This is a genomic window from Amycolatopsis sp. NPDC051903 (assembly GCF_044452505.1).
Lineage (GTDB): Bacteria > Actinomycetota > Actinomycetes > Mycobacteriales > Pseudonocardiaceae > Amycolatopsis.
This window is the reverse complement of record NZ_JBITBT010000003.1, coordinates 624,359-639,564: the sequence shown is the minus strand read 5'-3', so window position 1 is coordinate 639,564 and position 15,206 is coordinate 624,359. Positions and strand designations below refer to the sequence as shown.

The following is a 15,206-nucleotide window of genomic DNA, read 5'->3' as shown; positions in this document are numbered from 1 at the left end:
ACCTTCGGGGGGTGTGTGTCGCTTTTTCGGGGGGGGTGATCCACTGGTGCGGGGGGGGGGGGGGGGCCCCCCCCCCCCCCCCCCGCCCCTCTTACCGGTGCCGACCAAAAAGTTATGACAATTTATCAGCGCTTCTCGAAAATGAGGTCGTGGGAGACGCGCCCTTCCACGTCGGCGCGCTGTTCGAACTTCGTCCTCGGCCGCCATTCGGGCCGCGGGGCCCAGCCGCCCGGTTCGGCCGCGTAGCGGTTGCGCAATGCGGGTTCGGCCGAACACACCTCGAGCATCTGCTCGGCGTAGTTCTCCCAGTCGGTCGCCAGGTGGAAGGTGCCGCCGGGTTGCAGCCGCGACGCGACGAGCGCGACGAAATCCGGCTGCACGATCCGCCGCTTGTGGTGGCGCTTCTTCGGCCACGGGTCCGGGAAGAACAGCCGCACACCCGCGAGCGCGCCGGGTGCGACGTGCTCGGTCAGCAGGATCACCGCGTCACCGTGCAGCAGCCGCAGGTTCTCGACGCCGAGCTTCTCCGCGCGCAGCATCAGCTGGCCCAGCCCCGGGTCGTAGACCTCGGCGGCCACGTAGTTGAGGTCCGGGGCGGCCGCCGCGAGCTGTGACGTCGTTTCGCCCATGCCGGAACCGATCTCCAGCAGCACCGGTGCTTCGCGGCCGAACCACCCGGCGAAGTCGACGGGGCCCGGCGGCAGGTCGGTGACCGTGCGGCCCAGCCGCGGCCAGTGTTCGTCCCAGGCCCGCTGCTGGCCGACGGTCATCCGTCCGCCGCGTTTGACATAACTGACCACGCTGCGCAGCCGTGGCTGGTCCTCGTTCTCCACCCGGACAAGATACGGGCAGGTCAGCGGACGGCTTCGAACTCCCCGAGGCGGGAGCGCAGACCGGCGAGGCCGGACACCGCGATCGGCTGCGGCGTGGTGCTCGTGTGGGCGGGCAGCACGTCGATCCAGCCGGGGTGGCGGTCGGTGTTCAGCACGGTGGTCGGGATCGAGTGACCCGACTTGCCGCGTTCGGACGGCATGAACTCCCAGTACCCGGATTCGCCGTCGGCGGCCCAGGGCACGAACTCCCAGCCAGGGCGGCGAGCCAGCAACTGCTGGATGCGGTCCTCGATGCGGAAACCGAGCTCGCGCGATTCGAGCCGGCCGTTCGCGACGGCTCGCAGCCACCACGGCGCGGGCAGCGGGCCGTGGAGGCCACTGGCCCGGCGGTACAGCGACAGCACGAGGTCCTCCGACGCGCGGTGGATCCACGCCTGGCGCAGATCACCCGGCCGCAGCGCGGGCAGTGCGAAACGCGGCAACTCGATCGCTTGTGACCACTCCAGGTCCAGCATCGGTTCCAGCCGCGGCTGGGGTGCCGCTTCGGTGACACTTCGCGATGCCGCTTCGCTGAATTTGCTCGGTTCCGCTTCGTTGCGGGCGGTAGGAATCGGGCTCAACAGCCCGTGATCAGCTTCCACCGTCAAGGTTCACCTCCGGGGAGCTGAGGCGGTGAAGCACGCTCTTGATCTCGAATATCCTGGTGACTTTGCCAGTATGTCCGCTCGCTGTGAGAGAAGCCACAAGGTCTTAACGCCGACTTAATCCGTTTGCCTCGGGTACACCCGATCTGCACGTGCAGATTAACGGGAATGTGCTTCGGCTCACGCGTCGCGGCGGTCCGCGGAGAGCACGCCGGCGATGAAGAACGCGACACAAATTCCACCGAAATACCCGAGATAGCCCCAGGGGCCGAAAGCCGGCGTCACGTGCAGTGCGGTCCGCGTGAAATCCCCACCCGCGAACTGCCCGGCCGCGAAGAACGGCAGCCACGGGTACACGGCCGGGCCGACGTCCGGGATCAGCAGCACCAGCCCTTCGACGAGCTGCGTCCACACGAGCACGAGCGCCAGCGCGAGCGCCGTGCTCCGCAGCAGCAGGCCGACCCCGACGCCGAGCAAGCCGGTGAGCGCGAACGTCACCGTCTGCCCGAGCACCACGCGCCAGTCTGCGCCCGAGTGCAGCGACAGGTCCGCGTCCGGGCTCACGAGCGTCGCGACGCCCCACGAGCCGACACCCGCGAGCAGCCCGAGCACGGCGCACACCACGAAGACCACCGCGCCCTTGGCGAGCAGCGCGGGCACCCGCGTCGGCACGGCCTGGAACGTCAGCCGCAGCGTGCCCCAGTTCGCGTCGGACGTCGCGGCGAGCACGGCCAGCACCAGCGCGACCGTGCGGCCGTTGCCGGTGGCGAGCTGGGTGTTGCCGACGGTCGCCGTGATCTCGGGACCGGCCAGCAGGAAGAACAGCGCCGTGAAGCCGATCGGCGCGAGCACCGACAGGGCGCCGCACCACCACGGTGCGCGCGTGCTGAAGAGCTTGATCCGCTCGGCCCGCAGAACGTTCACCGGGCACCTCCGCTCGTGAACTCGGCCGTCTCGCCCGTCAGCTCCAGGTACGCCTGCTCCAGCGAGCCGGCGAGCGGGCTCAGCTCGTGCAGGGTCGCACCGGCGGTGAAGGCGAGGTCACCGAGGGTGTCGCTGTCCACTTCGGACACGATCAGGGCGTCGCCGTCGTCGGTGAACGCGAGGCCGCGCTCGGTCAACGCGGCGCGCAGGGCTTCGGCCTGCGGCGTGCGCACCCGCACCCCGCGGGAGCCGGCGCGCTGGAGGAAGTCGGCCATGGTCCCGGAGTAGCTGAGCCTCCCCCGGCCGATCACCACGAGGTCCTGCGCCGTCTGCTCCATCTCCGGCAGCAGGTGGCTCGACACGAACACCGTGCGGCCCTCGGCGGCGAGCGCGTGCATCAGCTGCCGGATCCACAGCACGCCCTCGGGGTCGAGGCCGTTGACCGGTTCGTCGAACAGCAGCACCTTCGGGTCACCCAGCAGGGCCGTCGCGATGCCGAGGCGCTGCAGCATGCCGAGGGAGAACTGGCCCGCGCGCTTCTTCGCCACCGAACTCAGCCCCACGTAGTCGAGGACCTCGTCCGCGCGCCGATCCGGCAGGCCGTTGGTGGCCGCGAGGAACCGCAGGTGCGAACGCGCGCTGCGGCCCGGGTGGCGCCACGTCGCGTCGAGCAGCGCCCCGACCGTCCGGAGTGGATCAGTCAGCTGCCGGTACGGCCGTCCGTCGATGTGCGCGGTACCCGCGGTGGGCTTGTCCAGGCCCAGCAGCAGCCGCATCGTCGTGGACTTGCCCGCGCCGTTCGGGCCGAGGAACCCCGTGACGCGACCGGCTCGGGCGGTGAACGTCAGGTCGTCGACCGCGACGGTGTCGCCGTAGGACTTCGTGAGCCCCTTCGTCTCCAGCACGCGGGAACTCTACCGAGACGATAAGATCCGGGCCGCCCCCCGAAAGGCGACCCGGATCTTCCTCTATTCCCCTTTTTCCCCTGTTCGGCCGGTTCGCATCCCCCGACGGAACCGCTCGAACTCCCCTGTGGGTCTTAATGAGTGGGTCTTACTGAGTGGGTCTTACTCAGGCGTCGCGCTTCTTCGCGACCCCGATGGCGACGGCCAGCAGCACGATCGCGATGCCGGCGAAGTACACGATCGACCAGCCTTGCGAGAGCACCGCGTCGGACGGCGGCGGGCCGGCCTGCGCCGCGCCGGAGCCGTGCAGGAACTTGTCGGCCACGTTGAACGGCATCCACTTGTGGATCTTCGGGCCGACGGTCGGGATCAGCTGCACGAGGTTCTCGACGGCCAGCGAGTAGATCAGCAGCAGCGCGATCGCACCGGCGCTGTGCCGGATCAGGATCCCGATGGCCACCGCGATCACCGCGGCGAAGGCGAAGATCACGCCGACGCCGGCGACGTTGAGCCACTCGGCCGAGGTGTCGAGCGCCATCGCGTCCGACGGGCGGATGGCGTAGCCGAGCGCCCAGGCCGCGAACGCGCCGATCTCGCCGATCACCAGGGCCATCAGGCCGACGACGACGGCCTTGGCGACGAGCACCGAACCGCGGTTCGGCACAGCCTGGAACGTGGTGCGGATGGTGCCGAAGCGGTACTCGGTGGTCACCGACAGCGCCGCGAGCACCATGATCACGGCGACGCCGAACTGGTAGCCGAACTGGGTGGTGGCGACGTCGATCTGCGCCTCGCTCGGCGCCGCGCCCGCCACGAGCGCGGCGAAGCCGGCCGTGAGGACGATGGCGATGAGGGCGCACCACCACGGCGAGCGGGTGGTGAAGAGCTTGATGCGTTCTACCGCGAGCAGAGTCATGATTTTCTTTCCCCGGAATCCTGGTGGCGCTCGTGTGGTCAGCGGGCGGTGGGCTGGAGGGCTTGCTGCGCCTCGGCCTCGAGCCCGGTGTGGTACTCGACGGAGTCGCCGGTGATCTGCATGAACGCCTGCTCGAGCGAACCGGTCTGCGGGCTCAGCTCGTGGAGCACGATGCTCGCGGAAGCCGCGATCTCCCCGATCTTGGCACTGTCCATCCCGGACACGATGAGCGCTTCGCCGGAGTCGGTCACGTGGGCGCTGGCGCGCACCAGCTGGTCGCGCAGGGCCGGCAGCTGCGGCGAGCGCACCTTCACGGTGTTCTCCGACGCGCGGGACACGAACTCCTCCGTGGACGACTGCGCGATCAGCTGCCCCTTGCCGATCACCACGAGCTCGCTCGCGGTCAGCGCCATCTCCGAGAGCAGGTGGCTCGACACGAAAACCGTGCGGCCGTCGTCGGCGAGCCGGTGCATGAACTTGCGGATCCAGAGGATGCCCTCCGGGTCCAGACCGTTCACCGGCTCGTCGAACAGCAGCACCTCCGGGTCCCCCAGCAGCGCGCCCGCGATCCCCAGCCGCTGCGACATGCCGAGCGAGAAGCCACCTGCGCGCTTGTTGGCGACGGTGGTGAGGCCGACGACGTCGAGCACTTCGTCCACCCGCGACGCCGGGATCCGGTTGGACTTCGCCATCCACGTCAGGTGCGCGCGGGCCGAGCGGTTGGGGTGCACCCACTTCGCGTCGAGCAGCGCGCCGACGGTGCGCAGCGGGTCCTTCAGCTCGTGGTAGAGCTTGCCCCCGATGCGGACCTGGCCTGCCGTGGGGTTGTCGAGCCCCAGGATCATGCGCATGGTCGTGGACTTGCCGGCGCCGTTCGGGCCCAGGAAGCCGGTGACCTTCCCCGCGGCCACGCTGAACGACAGGTTGTTCACCGCCAGCGTGTTCCCGTAACGCTTGGTGAGACCTGATGCCTCGATCATCCCCTGCTCCCTCTCCTTACCAATCCGACCAAAAGTAGGCGGACACCCAACCGGACATCACCGCGTCCGGCGACCGTCTGTGGTCGGATTGGTAACGACCAGCGCGGTCGGCTCTGTGCCGCTTACCCGCCATATCGTGACTGAGCCGGGCCGGTCTCCGCGTCATCCTGAGGGTCGAACTCGTCACCCGACCTGAGTAGTACCCAACCGCCTCTTCGGTGGATGCGCGATCGGTGAAGCCCCTGAGCCGACCCTGAGATCCGGGCCCGGAGTCCGAAGTGGATCACTCCGGCGAGGGAGGGGGAACCTCAGCCGAGGCCGGGGCGGGCCAGCCCCGTCTCATACGCGAGGACGACCGCCTGCACGCGGTCGCGCAGGTCGAGCTTCGAGAGGATGCGCCCGACGTGGGTCTTCACCGTCGCTTCGGAGAGGAACAGCGTCTCGGCGATCTCGAGGTTCGACATGCCCTTCGCGATGAGCACGAGGACCTCGCGCTCGCGGTCGGTGAGCACGTCGAGCTCACTCGCGTCGCGGACCGGCGAACCGCCGGCGCCGACGAAGCGGTCGAGCAGGCGGCGCGTGACCGAGGGCGACACCACGGCGTCGCCGGACGCGACCGAACGCAGCGCGGAGACCAGGTGGTCGGGCGGGGTGTCCTTGAGCAGGAAGCCCGACGCGCCGCCCTGCAGCGCGGAGTACACGTACTCGTCGAGGTCGAAGGTCGTCATCACCAGCACGCGCGCGGTGCCGGCCGCCACGATCTGCTTCGTCGCTTCGACGCCGTCGAGCACCGGCATGCGCACGTCCATCAGCACCACGTCGGGCCGCAGCTCGGCGGCCATTTTCACGGCCTGCGCGCCGTCGCCGGCCTCGCCCACCACGTCGAGGTCGGGCTGGGCGCCCAGCACCATCCGGAAGCCGACGCGCATCAGTTCCTGGTCGTCCACGACCACCACTCGGATCACGGAGCCAACCTAACGGGCAGCACCGCCCGCACCTGCCACCCACCGGCCGGGGCCGGTCCGACCTCCAGCGTTCCGCCGTACACGTTCGCGCGTTCCCGCATGCCGATCAGCCCGTTGCCGCCCGCGACCTGCAGCCGCGGCACCCGCTTCGGTGGCCCGCCCGCGCCGACCGTCACCTGCTCCAGCTGCCGAGCTCGGCCGGCGCCGTCGTCACGGACGAGCACCTCCACGGTGTCGCCCTTCTTGCTGTCGCCGATGCGGCGGACGCGCACCTCCGCGCGGGCGCCCGCGCCGGCGTGCTTGAGCGTGTTCGTGAGCGATTCCTGCACGATGCGGTAGATCCCGAGCGAGACTCCCGCGGGCAGGTCGGCGAGGCTGTCGTCGACCTCCAGCTCCACCGGCACGCCCGCGCCGCGCATGCGGTCGGCGAGCTCGGCCAGCGCGTTCGCGTCGGGCTGCGGCACGCGGGGTTCGGTGCTGTCGTGGTCGCCGCGCAGCACCTCGAGCAGCCGGCGCAGCTCGCCGAGCGCGCCGCGGCCGGTCTCGGAGATGGTCTGCAACGCGCGGCCGGCCAGCTCGGGGTTGGTGGGCAGGGCGAGCGCGGCGCCGTCGGCCTGGACCACCATCACGCTCACCGAGTGGGCGACGACGTCGTGCAGCTCGCGCGCGATGCGGCCGCGTTCCTCGGCCACGGCGATGCGCGTGGCCTGGTCCCGTTCGGTCTCCAGCAGGTGCAGGCGCGCCTCGACCTCCAGCTGGTACGCGCGCCGCGCGCCGACGAACTCGCCGAGCGTCCAGCACAGCGCGATGCCGAAGGCGCTGAAGATGATGTTGCCCAGCCACGGCGTCGAATGGTCGGTGAGCACCTGGATGGCGGTGATCACGGCGAGCGCGCCGACGTAGACCAGGCCCTGCTTGCGACCGCTGTAGACCAGGACCGAGTACAGGCTCATGGCGAGCGCGGCGAGCGACGAGAAGCCGAGCGAGAGCGCGGCGTGCGGGATGGCGATCAGCAGGACCAAGTACGCCGCCAGCAGCGGTTTCTTCCGCCGGATCACGAGTGGCGCGACCATGGCGACGTCGACCGGGATGCTCACGAACCACGGCGGCGGGTGCGCGCCCTCGGTGCCGACCGTGCCGCCGACGAACAGCAGCACGTCGATGATCAGCAGGAGCACGGCGAGCAACGTGTCGCCCGCCATGGGGTGGGCACGCATCCAGAGACTCAGCCGTCGCACCCGTTCAGGTTAAGTCGCCGGTCGGGGGCGCCGCGTCATCCTCGGGTAGCACTGTCGGTCGCACTTCCGGCGAAGCGGCATGGCACGATTTCCCGGCGGGCACGTGCGGACGAGAGGGGGCCGGGGCCGTGACGGCAGCGGCGGAGCAGGGGCGCCTCGCGGGCCCGCTGTCGATGTCGGTGGCCAACCTGTGCCACCGGCTGACCTCCCAGGTCTCCCCGCGCACCGCCGCCGGGTTCGGCGAGGTCGTGCGCCGGCTGGGCGCGCCGCTGCAGGTGGCCGTGGCCGGGCGGATCAAATCGGGCAAGTCCACGCTGGTCAACGCGCTGATCGGGCGCCGGGTCGCGCCCACGGACGTGGGCGAGTGCACCCGGCTCGTCACGCGTTTCCAGTACGGCACGGTCGACCGGGTCGAGGTGGTGTTCCTCGACGGCACGAAGCAGGTGCTGCCCTTCGCGGCCGACGGGTCGATCCCGGCCGAGCTGGGCGTGGACACCGCGAAGGTCTCGCACCTCGAGGCGTACCTGACCAACGCGGTGCTGCAGGGCATGACGGTGATCGACACCCCGGGGCTGGGCTCGCTCGACGCCGCGTCGGTGTCGCGGACCGAGGAGCTGCTGGGGGCGGCGAAGGACGCGGCGGCGGGTGGTTCGGACGAACTCGACGACACCTCGCGCAACGCCGTCGCCGGCGCGGAGGCCGTGCTGTACGTCGTGACGCAGGGCGTGCGCGCCGACGATCAACAGGCGCTCGCCGCGTTCACCGCCGCCACCGCGAGCCGCGAGGCCGGACCGGTCAACGCGATCGCCGTGCTGAACAAGGCGGACACGATCGTCGCGGAGACCGTCGAGGGTTCCGGCGGGGACGTCTGGCAGGCCGCGAAGCTGCTCGCGGAGAAGCAGGCGAGCACGCTCAAACCGCGCGTCGCCGATGTGCTGCCCGTGATCGGCCTGATCGCCGAGTCGGCCGAATCGGGTGGCTTCACCGCGGCCGACGCCGAGGTGCTGCACCAGCTCGCCGATCTCGACGACGACGTGCTCGAGACCATGCTCATCTCGGCCGACATCTTCACCAGCTGGGACTGCGAAGTGCCCGCGGGCGTGCGGCTGCGGCTGCTGGAGAAGCTCGACCTGTACGGCGTCCGCCGCGCCGTCGACGCGATCCGCGCCGAACCCGCGATCACCGCGGGCGCGCTGCGGCGGGTGCTGCTCGACGCGTCGGGTCTCGACGCGGTGCGCCAGCGGCTGGCGATCGTCTTCGCCGCGCGCGCCGACGGGATCAAGGCCGCGGCGGCGCTCGCGTCGGTGACCGCGCTCGCTCACGCGTCGGGTGATCCGGCCGAGCGCCAGCGCGTCCACGACGCCATCGAAGTGCTGCTCGCCAAGCCGGAAGCGCACCAGCTGCGGCTGCTGGAAGCGTTGACGCTCGTGGCGTCCGGCGCCGTCGACCTGCCCGAAGACCTGGCCGAAGAGGTGCTGCGCGTCGGCAGCAACGCGAACCTCGGCGCGCAGCTCGGCCTGCCCGGCGCCGCGCGGCCCGAACTCGCGGCCCACGCGCTGGAGCGCGCCGGCTGGTGGCGCTCGTTCGCCTCGTTCGGCGCGACGCCGGCGCAGAGCCGGGTGGCCCACGTCGTGCACCGCGCCTATTTCCTGATCTGGCAACAGATCCGCGAGCCCTGAGAAACCCCGCGGGGCGCCGCCGCGCACGCGTAGGGTGGATTTCGTGCGGCTGGAGAACACCACCTCGTGGCGGGCGTCCTGGGGGAGCGAGCAGGAGATCGACTTCGCGCTCTACCTCCGGGACGTGCTGGCGCTGTCCGTCGCGGAGGGCCAGGTGCTGCCGCCCGTCGAGCCCGCCGTGCCGGTGCGCGTGCCACCCGCGATCGACCGCGCGGCCGTGCAGGCGCAGTGGGCCGATTGGTGGACCGACCTCCTCGCGTTCCTCCGCATCCGCGGCGAATCGGGTGTCCGCGCCCCGCGCAGCCGCTTCGGCCGCCCCGCGCCCGGCGACGGCTCCGCGATCGACCTCGCCATCCAGCACTTCACCCCGGCCGCCGCCCGCCACTTCGCCGAGGCTCGCCGCCCGGTCGTCCGCGCCGCCGTCGGCGCCGCCCCGGGCTTCTACCGCCGCCAGATCGTGGCCGGCGACCGCCTGGGCCAGCTCGTGCGCGAAACCGAAGTGCGCCTCGGTCGCCGTGCTCGCCCCTTCCGGCTGTCCGTCATCGAGATCTCCGTGGCCGGCCGCGTCTGGCTGCCCACGGCCGAAGACCAGATCCTCGTGTCGTCCCGCTTCGCCGAGGACGTCCCGGCCCTGGAACAGGCGATGCGGTCGGTGATCCGCGAGCTCGCCTGAGCTTGCGCAAGCGTTTGCTCCTGGGTCTCAGACCACCCGCCCGAGTCCGGTTCGGGGTGTTCCGGCTCCCACGCGCGGTGGCGTGCCCCAGACTGGACGCGGAACGGGCAGGGGGTGAGGCGCGTGGCGTGGTTCCGCCACCGGACCGCGGACGCCGACGCGACCGGGCAGATCGCCGCCGCGGAGATCGCGCGGATCGTCGCCGGTGCGGACAACGCGGGAACCGGCGATGATCACCCGGCGTCGAACACCGGTGTGGACGTCGTAGCTGCCCCTGGTGATCTCGAGCGCGCGCTGGCCGACCGCGAGGCGCTCATCCAGCTCTGCCTCTACGCCCTGGACCGCGCCCGCAGCGGCGGGGTGGTCGAGCGGCTCGAACATGGCCTGGCCGGCATCGGCGTGACCGCGGTGCGCCCCGACGGCCAGCGCTTCGACCCGGCGGTCCACGAGGCCGGCGGAGCCGTCGCGACCGACGACCCGGCGCTCGACGGCGTGGTCTGCGAGACCGAGGTGATCGGGTTCGCCGATCACGACCGGCTGCTGCGCGCGCCAATCGTCACCGTCTACGCGAAACGAGTGTCGTGACCGCACCGAGCCTTTCCGCCCAGGTCCAGGCCGCGCGCGAGCAGCTGCTCACCGTCGTGCGGGACAACGACCCGCAAGCCGCCAAGTGGGTCGAGGACCAGCGCCGCGCGCGGCCGGCCAAACCGTCGGTCGTGGTGGTCGGCGAGACCAACCGCGGCAAGAGCTCCCTGGTCAACGCGCTGCTCGCGACCCCGGGACTGTCCCCTGTGGACGCCGACGTCGCCACGGCCACGTACCTCGTCTTCGAGCACGCCGAGCAGTGGGGCGCGCAGGCGTGCTACCCGAGCCAGCTCGCGCCCGTGCCGATCGAGCTCGGCCGGCTGGTCGACTGGGTGTCGGCCGCGCACGAGCTGCCGCCGGGCCAGCTCCCGCCGCGCTACGTCGAGGTCGCCGGCCCGGTGCCGCTGCTGGAGCGGGTGACGCTCGTCGACACCCCGGGCGTCGGCGGTCTCGATTCGCTCCACGGCGAGCTGGCCCGCGAAGCCGCGGCGAGCGCTACGGCGCTGCTGTTCGTGCTCGACGCGTCGGCGCCGTTCACGTCCACCGAGCTGCAGTTCCTGCGCGACGTTGCCGACCGAGTCGAGACGGTGCTGTTCGTGCTGGCCAAGACCGACGCGTTCCGCGGCTGGCGCGAGATCCTCGAAGCCGACCGGCAGCTGCTGGCCCAGCACGCGCCGCGCTTCGCCGACGCGGTGTTCCACCCCGTGTCGGCGCGGGTCTTCGAGACGGCCGCGAAAGCGCCGAATGAGCAGGTCGCGGCGATGCTCCGGGAGAAATCGGGGATCGCGGCGGTGCAGGTCGCGCTGCAGGAGATGCTGGTCGGCCGCTCGCTGATGCTGGCTGAGGCCAACACGCTGCGCGCGCTGTCGACCGCGCTCGGCGGGATCAAGGCGAAGCTGCAGGCCGAGAGCCGCGCGTTGTCGGCGGGCGAGGCCGAAGCCGAGCAGCTGCGCGAGCGCCGCGATCACCTGCAGGCCGAGCGCCGCACGTCCACCCGCGGCTGGCAGCTCAAGCTGCGCGGCGAGATCCAGCGCACGCGCGTGGAGGTGGGCCACGAGAGCAGCCGCGAAATGCGTGACGCGCAGACGCACTTCCGCCAGCTCATCGACGCGGCGAAGCGCGACCAGCTGGCGGCGCTGCCGCAGCAGGTGGACATCGCGTTGCAGACGACGTCGCAGCGGATCTCGATGCTGCTGTCGCAGCGGCTGAACCACGTGACGAACGTGGCGCTGGCCGAGCTGTTCTCGCGTGAGGAGCTCGACGTGATCCGCGCCCAGTTCGCGCGGGCCGGCGGGCCGCCCGTCGTGCTGCGGCCGCCGGACAAGAAACCGCCGACGGCCGAGGACAAGCTGCTCGTGTTCATGGGCATCTCGGGTGGCGTCGGCGCGGGCAAGATCGCCGCGCTCCCCCTGGCCGGCGTCGCGATCCTGAACCCGGTCGTGCTGCCCGCGACGATCGTCATCGGCCTCGGCGCCGGTTGGTGGATGGCGCGCACCCGCAAGCACGCGTCCGACAAGCAGCACATGAAGCAGTGGCTGGTCGAGGCGATCGCCGACGCGCGCTCCACGCTCGACCAGCTCGTGGCCGAGCAGCTCATCGAGGCCGAACAGCAGCTGTCGATGGCGCTCGACGACGCGCTGAGCCGCCGCATCGAGGCGATCGAAGCCGAGCTCAAGGACGTCGACCGCACGATCAAGATGGGCGCGCAAGAGCGGGCGAAGAACATCGCGATCGTCTCGAAGCACCTCAAGGACGTCACCGACGGCCACGCGCGCGCCGAATCGCTGCTCGGGCGCATCCGGACGCTGCGTGACCGGTGACGAGTGCGGTCGGTGATCAGCTTGTGGACGGGAACCGAACCGGCCTAACGTGAGTCATACCGATCGACAGCACGACGCAGCCGGTGGTACCGGTCCTTAAAGGGGGCTTTTCCCATGTGGGTCGACGAGAGTGGCGGCACCGAGACCGACGCCGGCGGACCCGAGGCCATGACGGTCCACGTCGAGGGCCAGGACTACCAGGCTGAGGTCAACTACGACACCGACCAGGACGGTGTCAACGACACGGCCATCGTCGAGCACGACGACGGCAGCGGTCAGGCGTTCATGGACACGGACGGTGACGGTGTCGCCGACCACTACGCCGTGCTGGACGCTTCGGGCCACGTCGTCGACCAGGCTGTTTACGACGAGGCGACCGGCGCGTGGGTCGAATCCGGCGCGGGCCACCCCGGCGGCACCGACTCCCACTCCCAGGACGACTCCGCAGGCGGCCACATCCACGCCGACCTCCCCGACGGTGAGGTCGACGCCGGCGCCGCCACGATCGACACCGACCACGACGGGCACAACGACACCGCGGTCGTGGAGACCAAGGACGGTGGCACCCTCGCGCTCACCGACACCGACGGAGACGGCGAGGCCGACGTCGCGGTGGAGATCGGCGCCGACGGCAGCACCACCACCTACGAGCACACCGGCCACGGCGAGTGGACCGAAACCGACGGTGCCGGCAGCGGCGTCCGCGCTCCCGACCCGGCGAGCGACGCGGCCTGGGGCGGAGACGGGACGCAGCTGCTGTCCGGCGTCGCGAAGATCGACTCCGGAACCGGACAATGGATCAGTCCCAACTGACTCACTTGTAACTCACATCACAACGGGCCCGGCGCACGCCGGGCCCGTTGTCGTTTCCCCGGGGCTGTGATCAACGTCCGAAATGTGTACCCGGCCTCGAAAGGATTTCCGGCAATGGACCGATCCGGTGACAACTGAATCGATCCCCTTATCGTTCTTGTGAGAGAACCGACAGGTCAGCTCTCGGTTACCTGCCGGTCATCCGGCTACAGTCGGGGAATCCCAAAAACCCGCACACCGGTCCGCCGCCGGTGTGCGAAGCCATTCGGTCGCCGGCAACGAGGCCCGCACCCGGACACCGCGGTCCGGCGTGTGGGCTTATTTGTCGTCGGAAGTCAGGAGTAGAGATGACCGCAGTCGCCATCCCCGGACTGGACAAAGCGCCGACGACGCACAGTGGCGTGCTGTCCTGGGTCCGGGAGGTCGCCGAACTGACCACCCCGGACCGCGTGGTGTGGGTCGACGGGTCCGACGAAGAGGCCGCCAGGATCAACGACGAACTGGTCGAGGCCGGCACCTTCGTGAAGCTGAAGGCGAAGCCGAACTCCTACTGGGCCACTTCCGACCCGGGCGACGTCGCTCGCGTCGAGGACCGCACCTTCATCTGTTCCGAGCGTGAGCAGGACGCCGGCCCGACGAACAACTGGGTCGCGCCCGCCGAGATGAAGGCCACGATGACCGAGCTGTACCGCGGGTGCATGCGCGGCCGCACGATGTACGTGATCCCGTTCTGCATGGGTCCCCTCGGTGACGAGAACCCCAAGCTGGGCCTGGAGATCACCGACTTCGCGTACGTCGTCGCGTCGATGCGCGTGATGACCCGCGCGGGCAAGGCGGCGATGGACAAGTTCGTCGCGGCCGACGGCACCGAGCGCGAGTTCGTACCGGCGCTGCACTCCGTGGGCGCGCCGCTCGAGCCGGGTCAGCAGGACGTCGCCTGGCCCTGCAACGAAACCAAGTACATCTCGCACTTCCCCGAGGAGCGCGCGATCTGGAGCTACGGCTCGGGTTACGGCGGTAACTCCTTGCTGGGCAAGAAGTGCTACTCGCTGCGCATCGCATCGGTCATGGCGCGCGACGAGGGCTGGCTCGCCGAGCACATGCTGATCCTCAAGCTGATCTCGCCCGAGGAGAAGGTCCACTACGTCGCGGCGGCGTTCCCGAGCGCCTGCGGCAAGACCAACCTCGCGATGCTGCAGCCGACCATCCCGGGCTGGCGCGCCGAGACCCTTGGCGACGACATCGCGTGGATGCGCTTCGGTGAAGACGGCCGCCTCTACGCCGTGAACCCCGAGTTCGGCTTCTTCGGCGTCGCGCCGGGCACCGACTGGCACACCAACCCGAACGCGATGCGCACCATCGAAAAGGGCAACACCGTGTTCACCAACGTCGCGCTGACCGACGACGGTGACATCTGGTGGGAGGGCATGGAGAACACGCCCGAGCACGCCACGTCGTGGAAGCACCAGGACTGGACGCCGGACTCCGCGGAGAAGGCCGCCCACCCGAACTCGCGCTACTGCACGCCGATGTCGCAGTGCCCGATCCTCGCGCCGGAGTGGGACGACCCGAAGGGCGTGCCGATCTCGGCGATCCTGTTCGGCGGCCGCCGCAAGACCACGGTGCCGCTGGTCAACGAGGCCCGCGACTGGCAGCACGGCGTGTTCATGGGCGCCACGATGTCGTCGGAGACCACGGCTGCCGCGGCCGGCGCGGTGGGCAACGTGCGCCGCGACCCGATGGCGATGCTGCCGTTCCTCGGCTACCACGCCGGTGACTACTTCAAGCACTGGCTGACGCTGGGCAAGAACGCCGACGCGAACAAGCTGCCGAAGATCTTCTACGTCAACTGGTTCCGCCGCGGCGACGACGGCCGCTTCCTGTGGCCGGGCTTCGGCGAGAACTCGCGCGTGCTGAAGTGGGTCATCGAGCGGGTGGAGGGTCGCGGCAACGCGGTCGAGACGCCGATCGGCTTCGTGCCGCGCGCCGAGGACCTCGACACCGAGGGCCTGACCGAGCCGGCTGAGGACATCCAGGCCGCGCTGCAGGTCAACGCCGAGGAGTGGCGCGAAGAGCTGCCGCTGATCCAGGAGTGGTTCGACAAGATCGGTGACCACGTCCCGTCGTCGCTGCGCGACGAGCTGGACGCCCTGGCGCAGCGCCTGAGCTGAGCCCGCCGCCCGAGTCTGTCCGAAGGGGACGTTCGTGCCGCTGTGGCCCGAACGTCCCCT

The 15,206-nt window shown here is 70.6% G+C and carries 14 protein-coding genes; 6 read left to right on the top strand and 8 right to left on the bottom strand.

The window, feature by feature from the left end; translation table 11 throughout:
* Positions 1 to 125: 125 nt before the first annotated feature.
* The 8 genes from trmB to ACIA77_RS10615 form a co-directional block, all read right to left on the bottom strand.
* Positions 126 to 833 carry a tRNA (guanosine(46)-N7)-methyltransferase TrmB gene (gene trmB / locus ACIA77_RS10650; RefSeq protein ID WP_395885548.1) on the bottom strand — a complete coding sequence of 236 codons (708 nt, stop codon included), beginning with the start codon at positions 831 to 833 and terminating at the stop codon, positions 126 to 128.
* Positions 834 to 853: 20 nt separating this feature from the next.
* On the bottom strand, positions 854 to 1,348 hold the full coding sequence (locus tag ACIA77_RS10645) for a hypothetical protein (protein WP_395885547.1): 495 nt from the start codon (positions 1,346 to 1,348) through the stop codon (positions 854 to 856).
* Positions 1,349 to 1,657: 309 nt separating this feature from the next.
* Positions 1,658 to 2,401: a hypothetical protein gene (locus tag ACIA77_RS10640; protein ID WP_395885546.1), complete on the bottom strand. Its 744-nt coding sequence runs from the start codon at positions 2,399 to 2,401 to the stop codon at positions 1,658 to 1,660.
* Positions 2,398 to 3,306: an ABC transporter ATP-binding protein gene (locus ACIA77_RS10635; RefSeq protein WP_395885545.1), complete on the bottom strand. Its 909-nt coding sequence runs from the start codon at positions 3,304 to 3,306 to the stop codon at positions 2,398 to 2,400. The genes ACIA77_RS10640 and ACIA77_RS10635 overlap by 4 nt, the downstream gene beginning before the upstream one ends.
* A 166-nt stretch (positions 3,307 to 3,472) precedes the next feature.
* Complete coding sequence (locus ACIA77_RS10630) at positions 3,473 to 4,222, bottom strand: ABC transporter permease (protein ID WP_395885544.1); 750 nt, start codon at positions 4,220 to 4,222, stop codon at positions 3,473 to 3,475.
* A 38-nt stretch (positions 4,223 to 4,260) separates the two neighbouring features.
* Positions 4,261 to 5,202 (bottom strand): ABC transporter ATP-binding protein, encoded by a 942-nt coding sequence (locus ACIA77_RS10625; protein WP_395885543.1) that lies wholly within the window; start codon positions 5,200 to 5,202, stop codon positions 4,261 to 4,263.
* A gap of 308 nt (positions 5,203 to 5,510) precedes the next feature.
* The gene (locus ACIA77_RS10620; protein ID WP_395885542.1) at positions 5,511 to 6,167 is read right to left on the bottom strand and encodes a response regulator; all 657 of its coding nucleotides are present in this window, start codon (positions 6,165 to 6,167) and stop codon (positions 5,511 to 5,513) included.
* The gene (locus ACIA77_RS10615; RefSeq protein WP_395885650.1) at positions 6,164 to 7,369 is read right to left on the bottom strand and encodes a sensor histidine kinase; all 1,206 of its coding nucleotides are present in this window, start codon (positions 7,367 to 7,369) and stop codon (positions 6,164 to 6,166) included. Before ACIA77_RS10615 ends, ACIA77_RS10620 begins: the two co-directional genes overlap by 4 nt.
* Positions 7,370 to 7,578: 209 nt before the next feature.
* Between ACIA77_RS10615 and ACIA77_RS10610 the strand changes: the two genes are divergently transcribed.
* From ACIA77_RS10610 to ACIA77_RS10585, 6 genes are all read left to right on the top strand, one after another.
* The gene (locus ACIA77_RS10610) at positions 7,579 to 9,084 is read left to right on the top strand and encodes a dynamin family protein (protein WP_395885649.1); all 1,506 of its coding nucleotides are present in this window, start codon (positions 7,579 to 7,581) and stop codon (positions 9,082 to 9,084) included.
* 43 nt (positions 9,085 to 9,127) lie between these two features.
* Entirely contained in the window at positions 9,128 to 9,757 is a 630-nt protein-coding gene (locus ACIA77_RS10605; protein ID WP_395885541.1) for a hypothetical protein, read from the top strand.
* 123 nt (positions 9,758 to 9,880) lie between these two features.
* On the top strand, positions 9,881 to 10,342 hold the full coding sequence (gene grpE, locus ACIA77_RS10600) for a nucleotide exchange factor GrpE (protein ID WP_395885540.1): 462 nt from the start codon (positions 9,881 to 9,883) through the stop codon (positions 10,340 to 10,342).
* Positions 10,339 to 12,162, top strand: coding sequence for a dynamin family protein (locus ACIA77_RS10595; RefSeq protein ID WP_395885539.1), 1,824 nt, complete (start codon positions 10,339 to 10,341; stop codon positions 12,160 to 12,162). The genes grpE and ACIA77_RS10595 overlap by 4 nt, the downstream gene beginning before the upstream one ends.
* Positions 12,163 to 12,276: 114 nt before the next feature.
* Positions 12,277 to 12,975, top strand: a complete 699-nt coding sequence (locus ACIA77_RS10590) for a hypothetical protein (RefSeq protein WP_395885538.1) — start codon at positions 12,277 to 12,279, stop codon at positions 12,973 to 12,975.
* Positions 12,976 to 13,322: 347 nt separating this feature from the next.
* Positions 13,323 to 15,146, top strand: a complete 1,824-nt coding sequence (locus tag ACIA77_RS10585; protein WP_395885537.1) for a phosphoenolpyruvate carboxykinase (GTP) — start codon at positions 13,323 to 13,325, stop codon at positions 15,144 to 15,146.
* Positions 15,147 to 15,206: the final 60 nt, after the last annotated feature.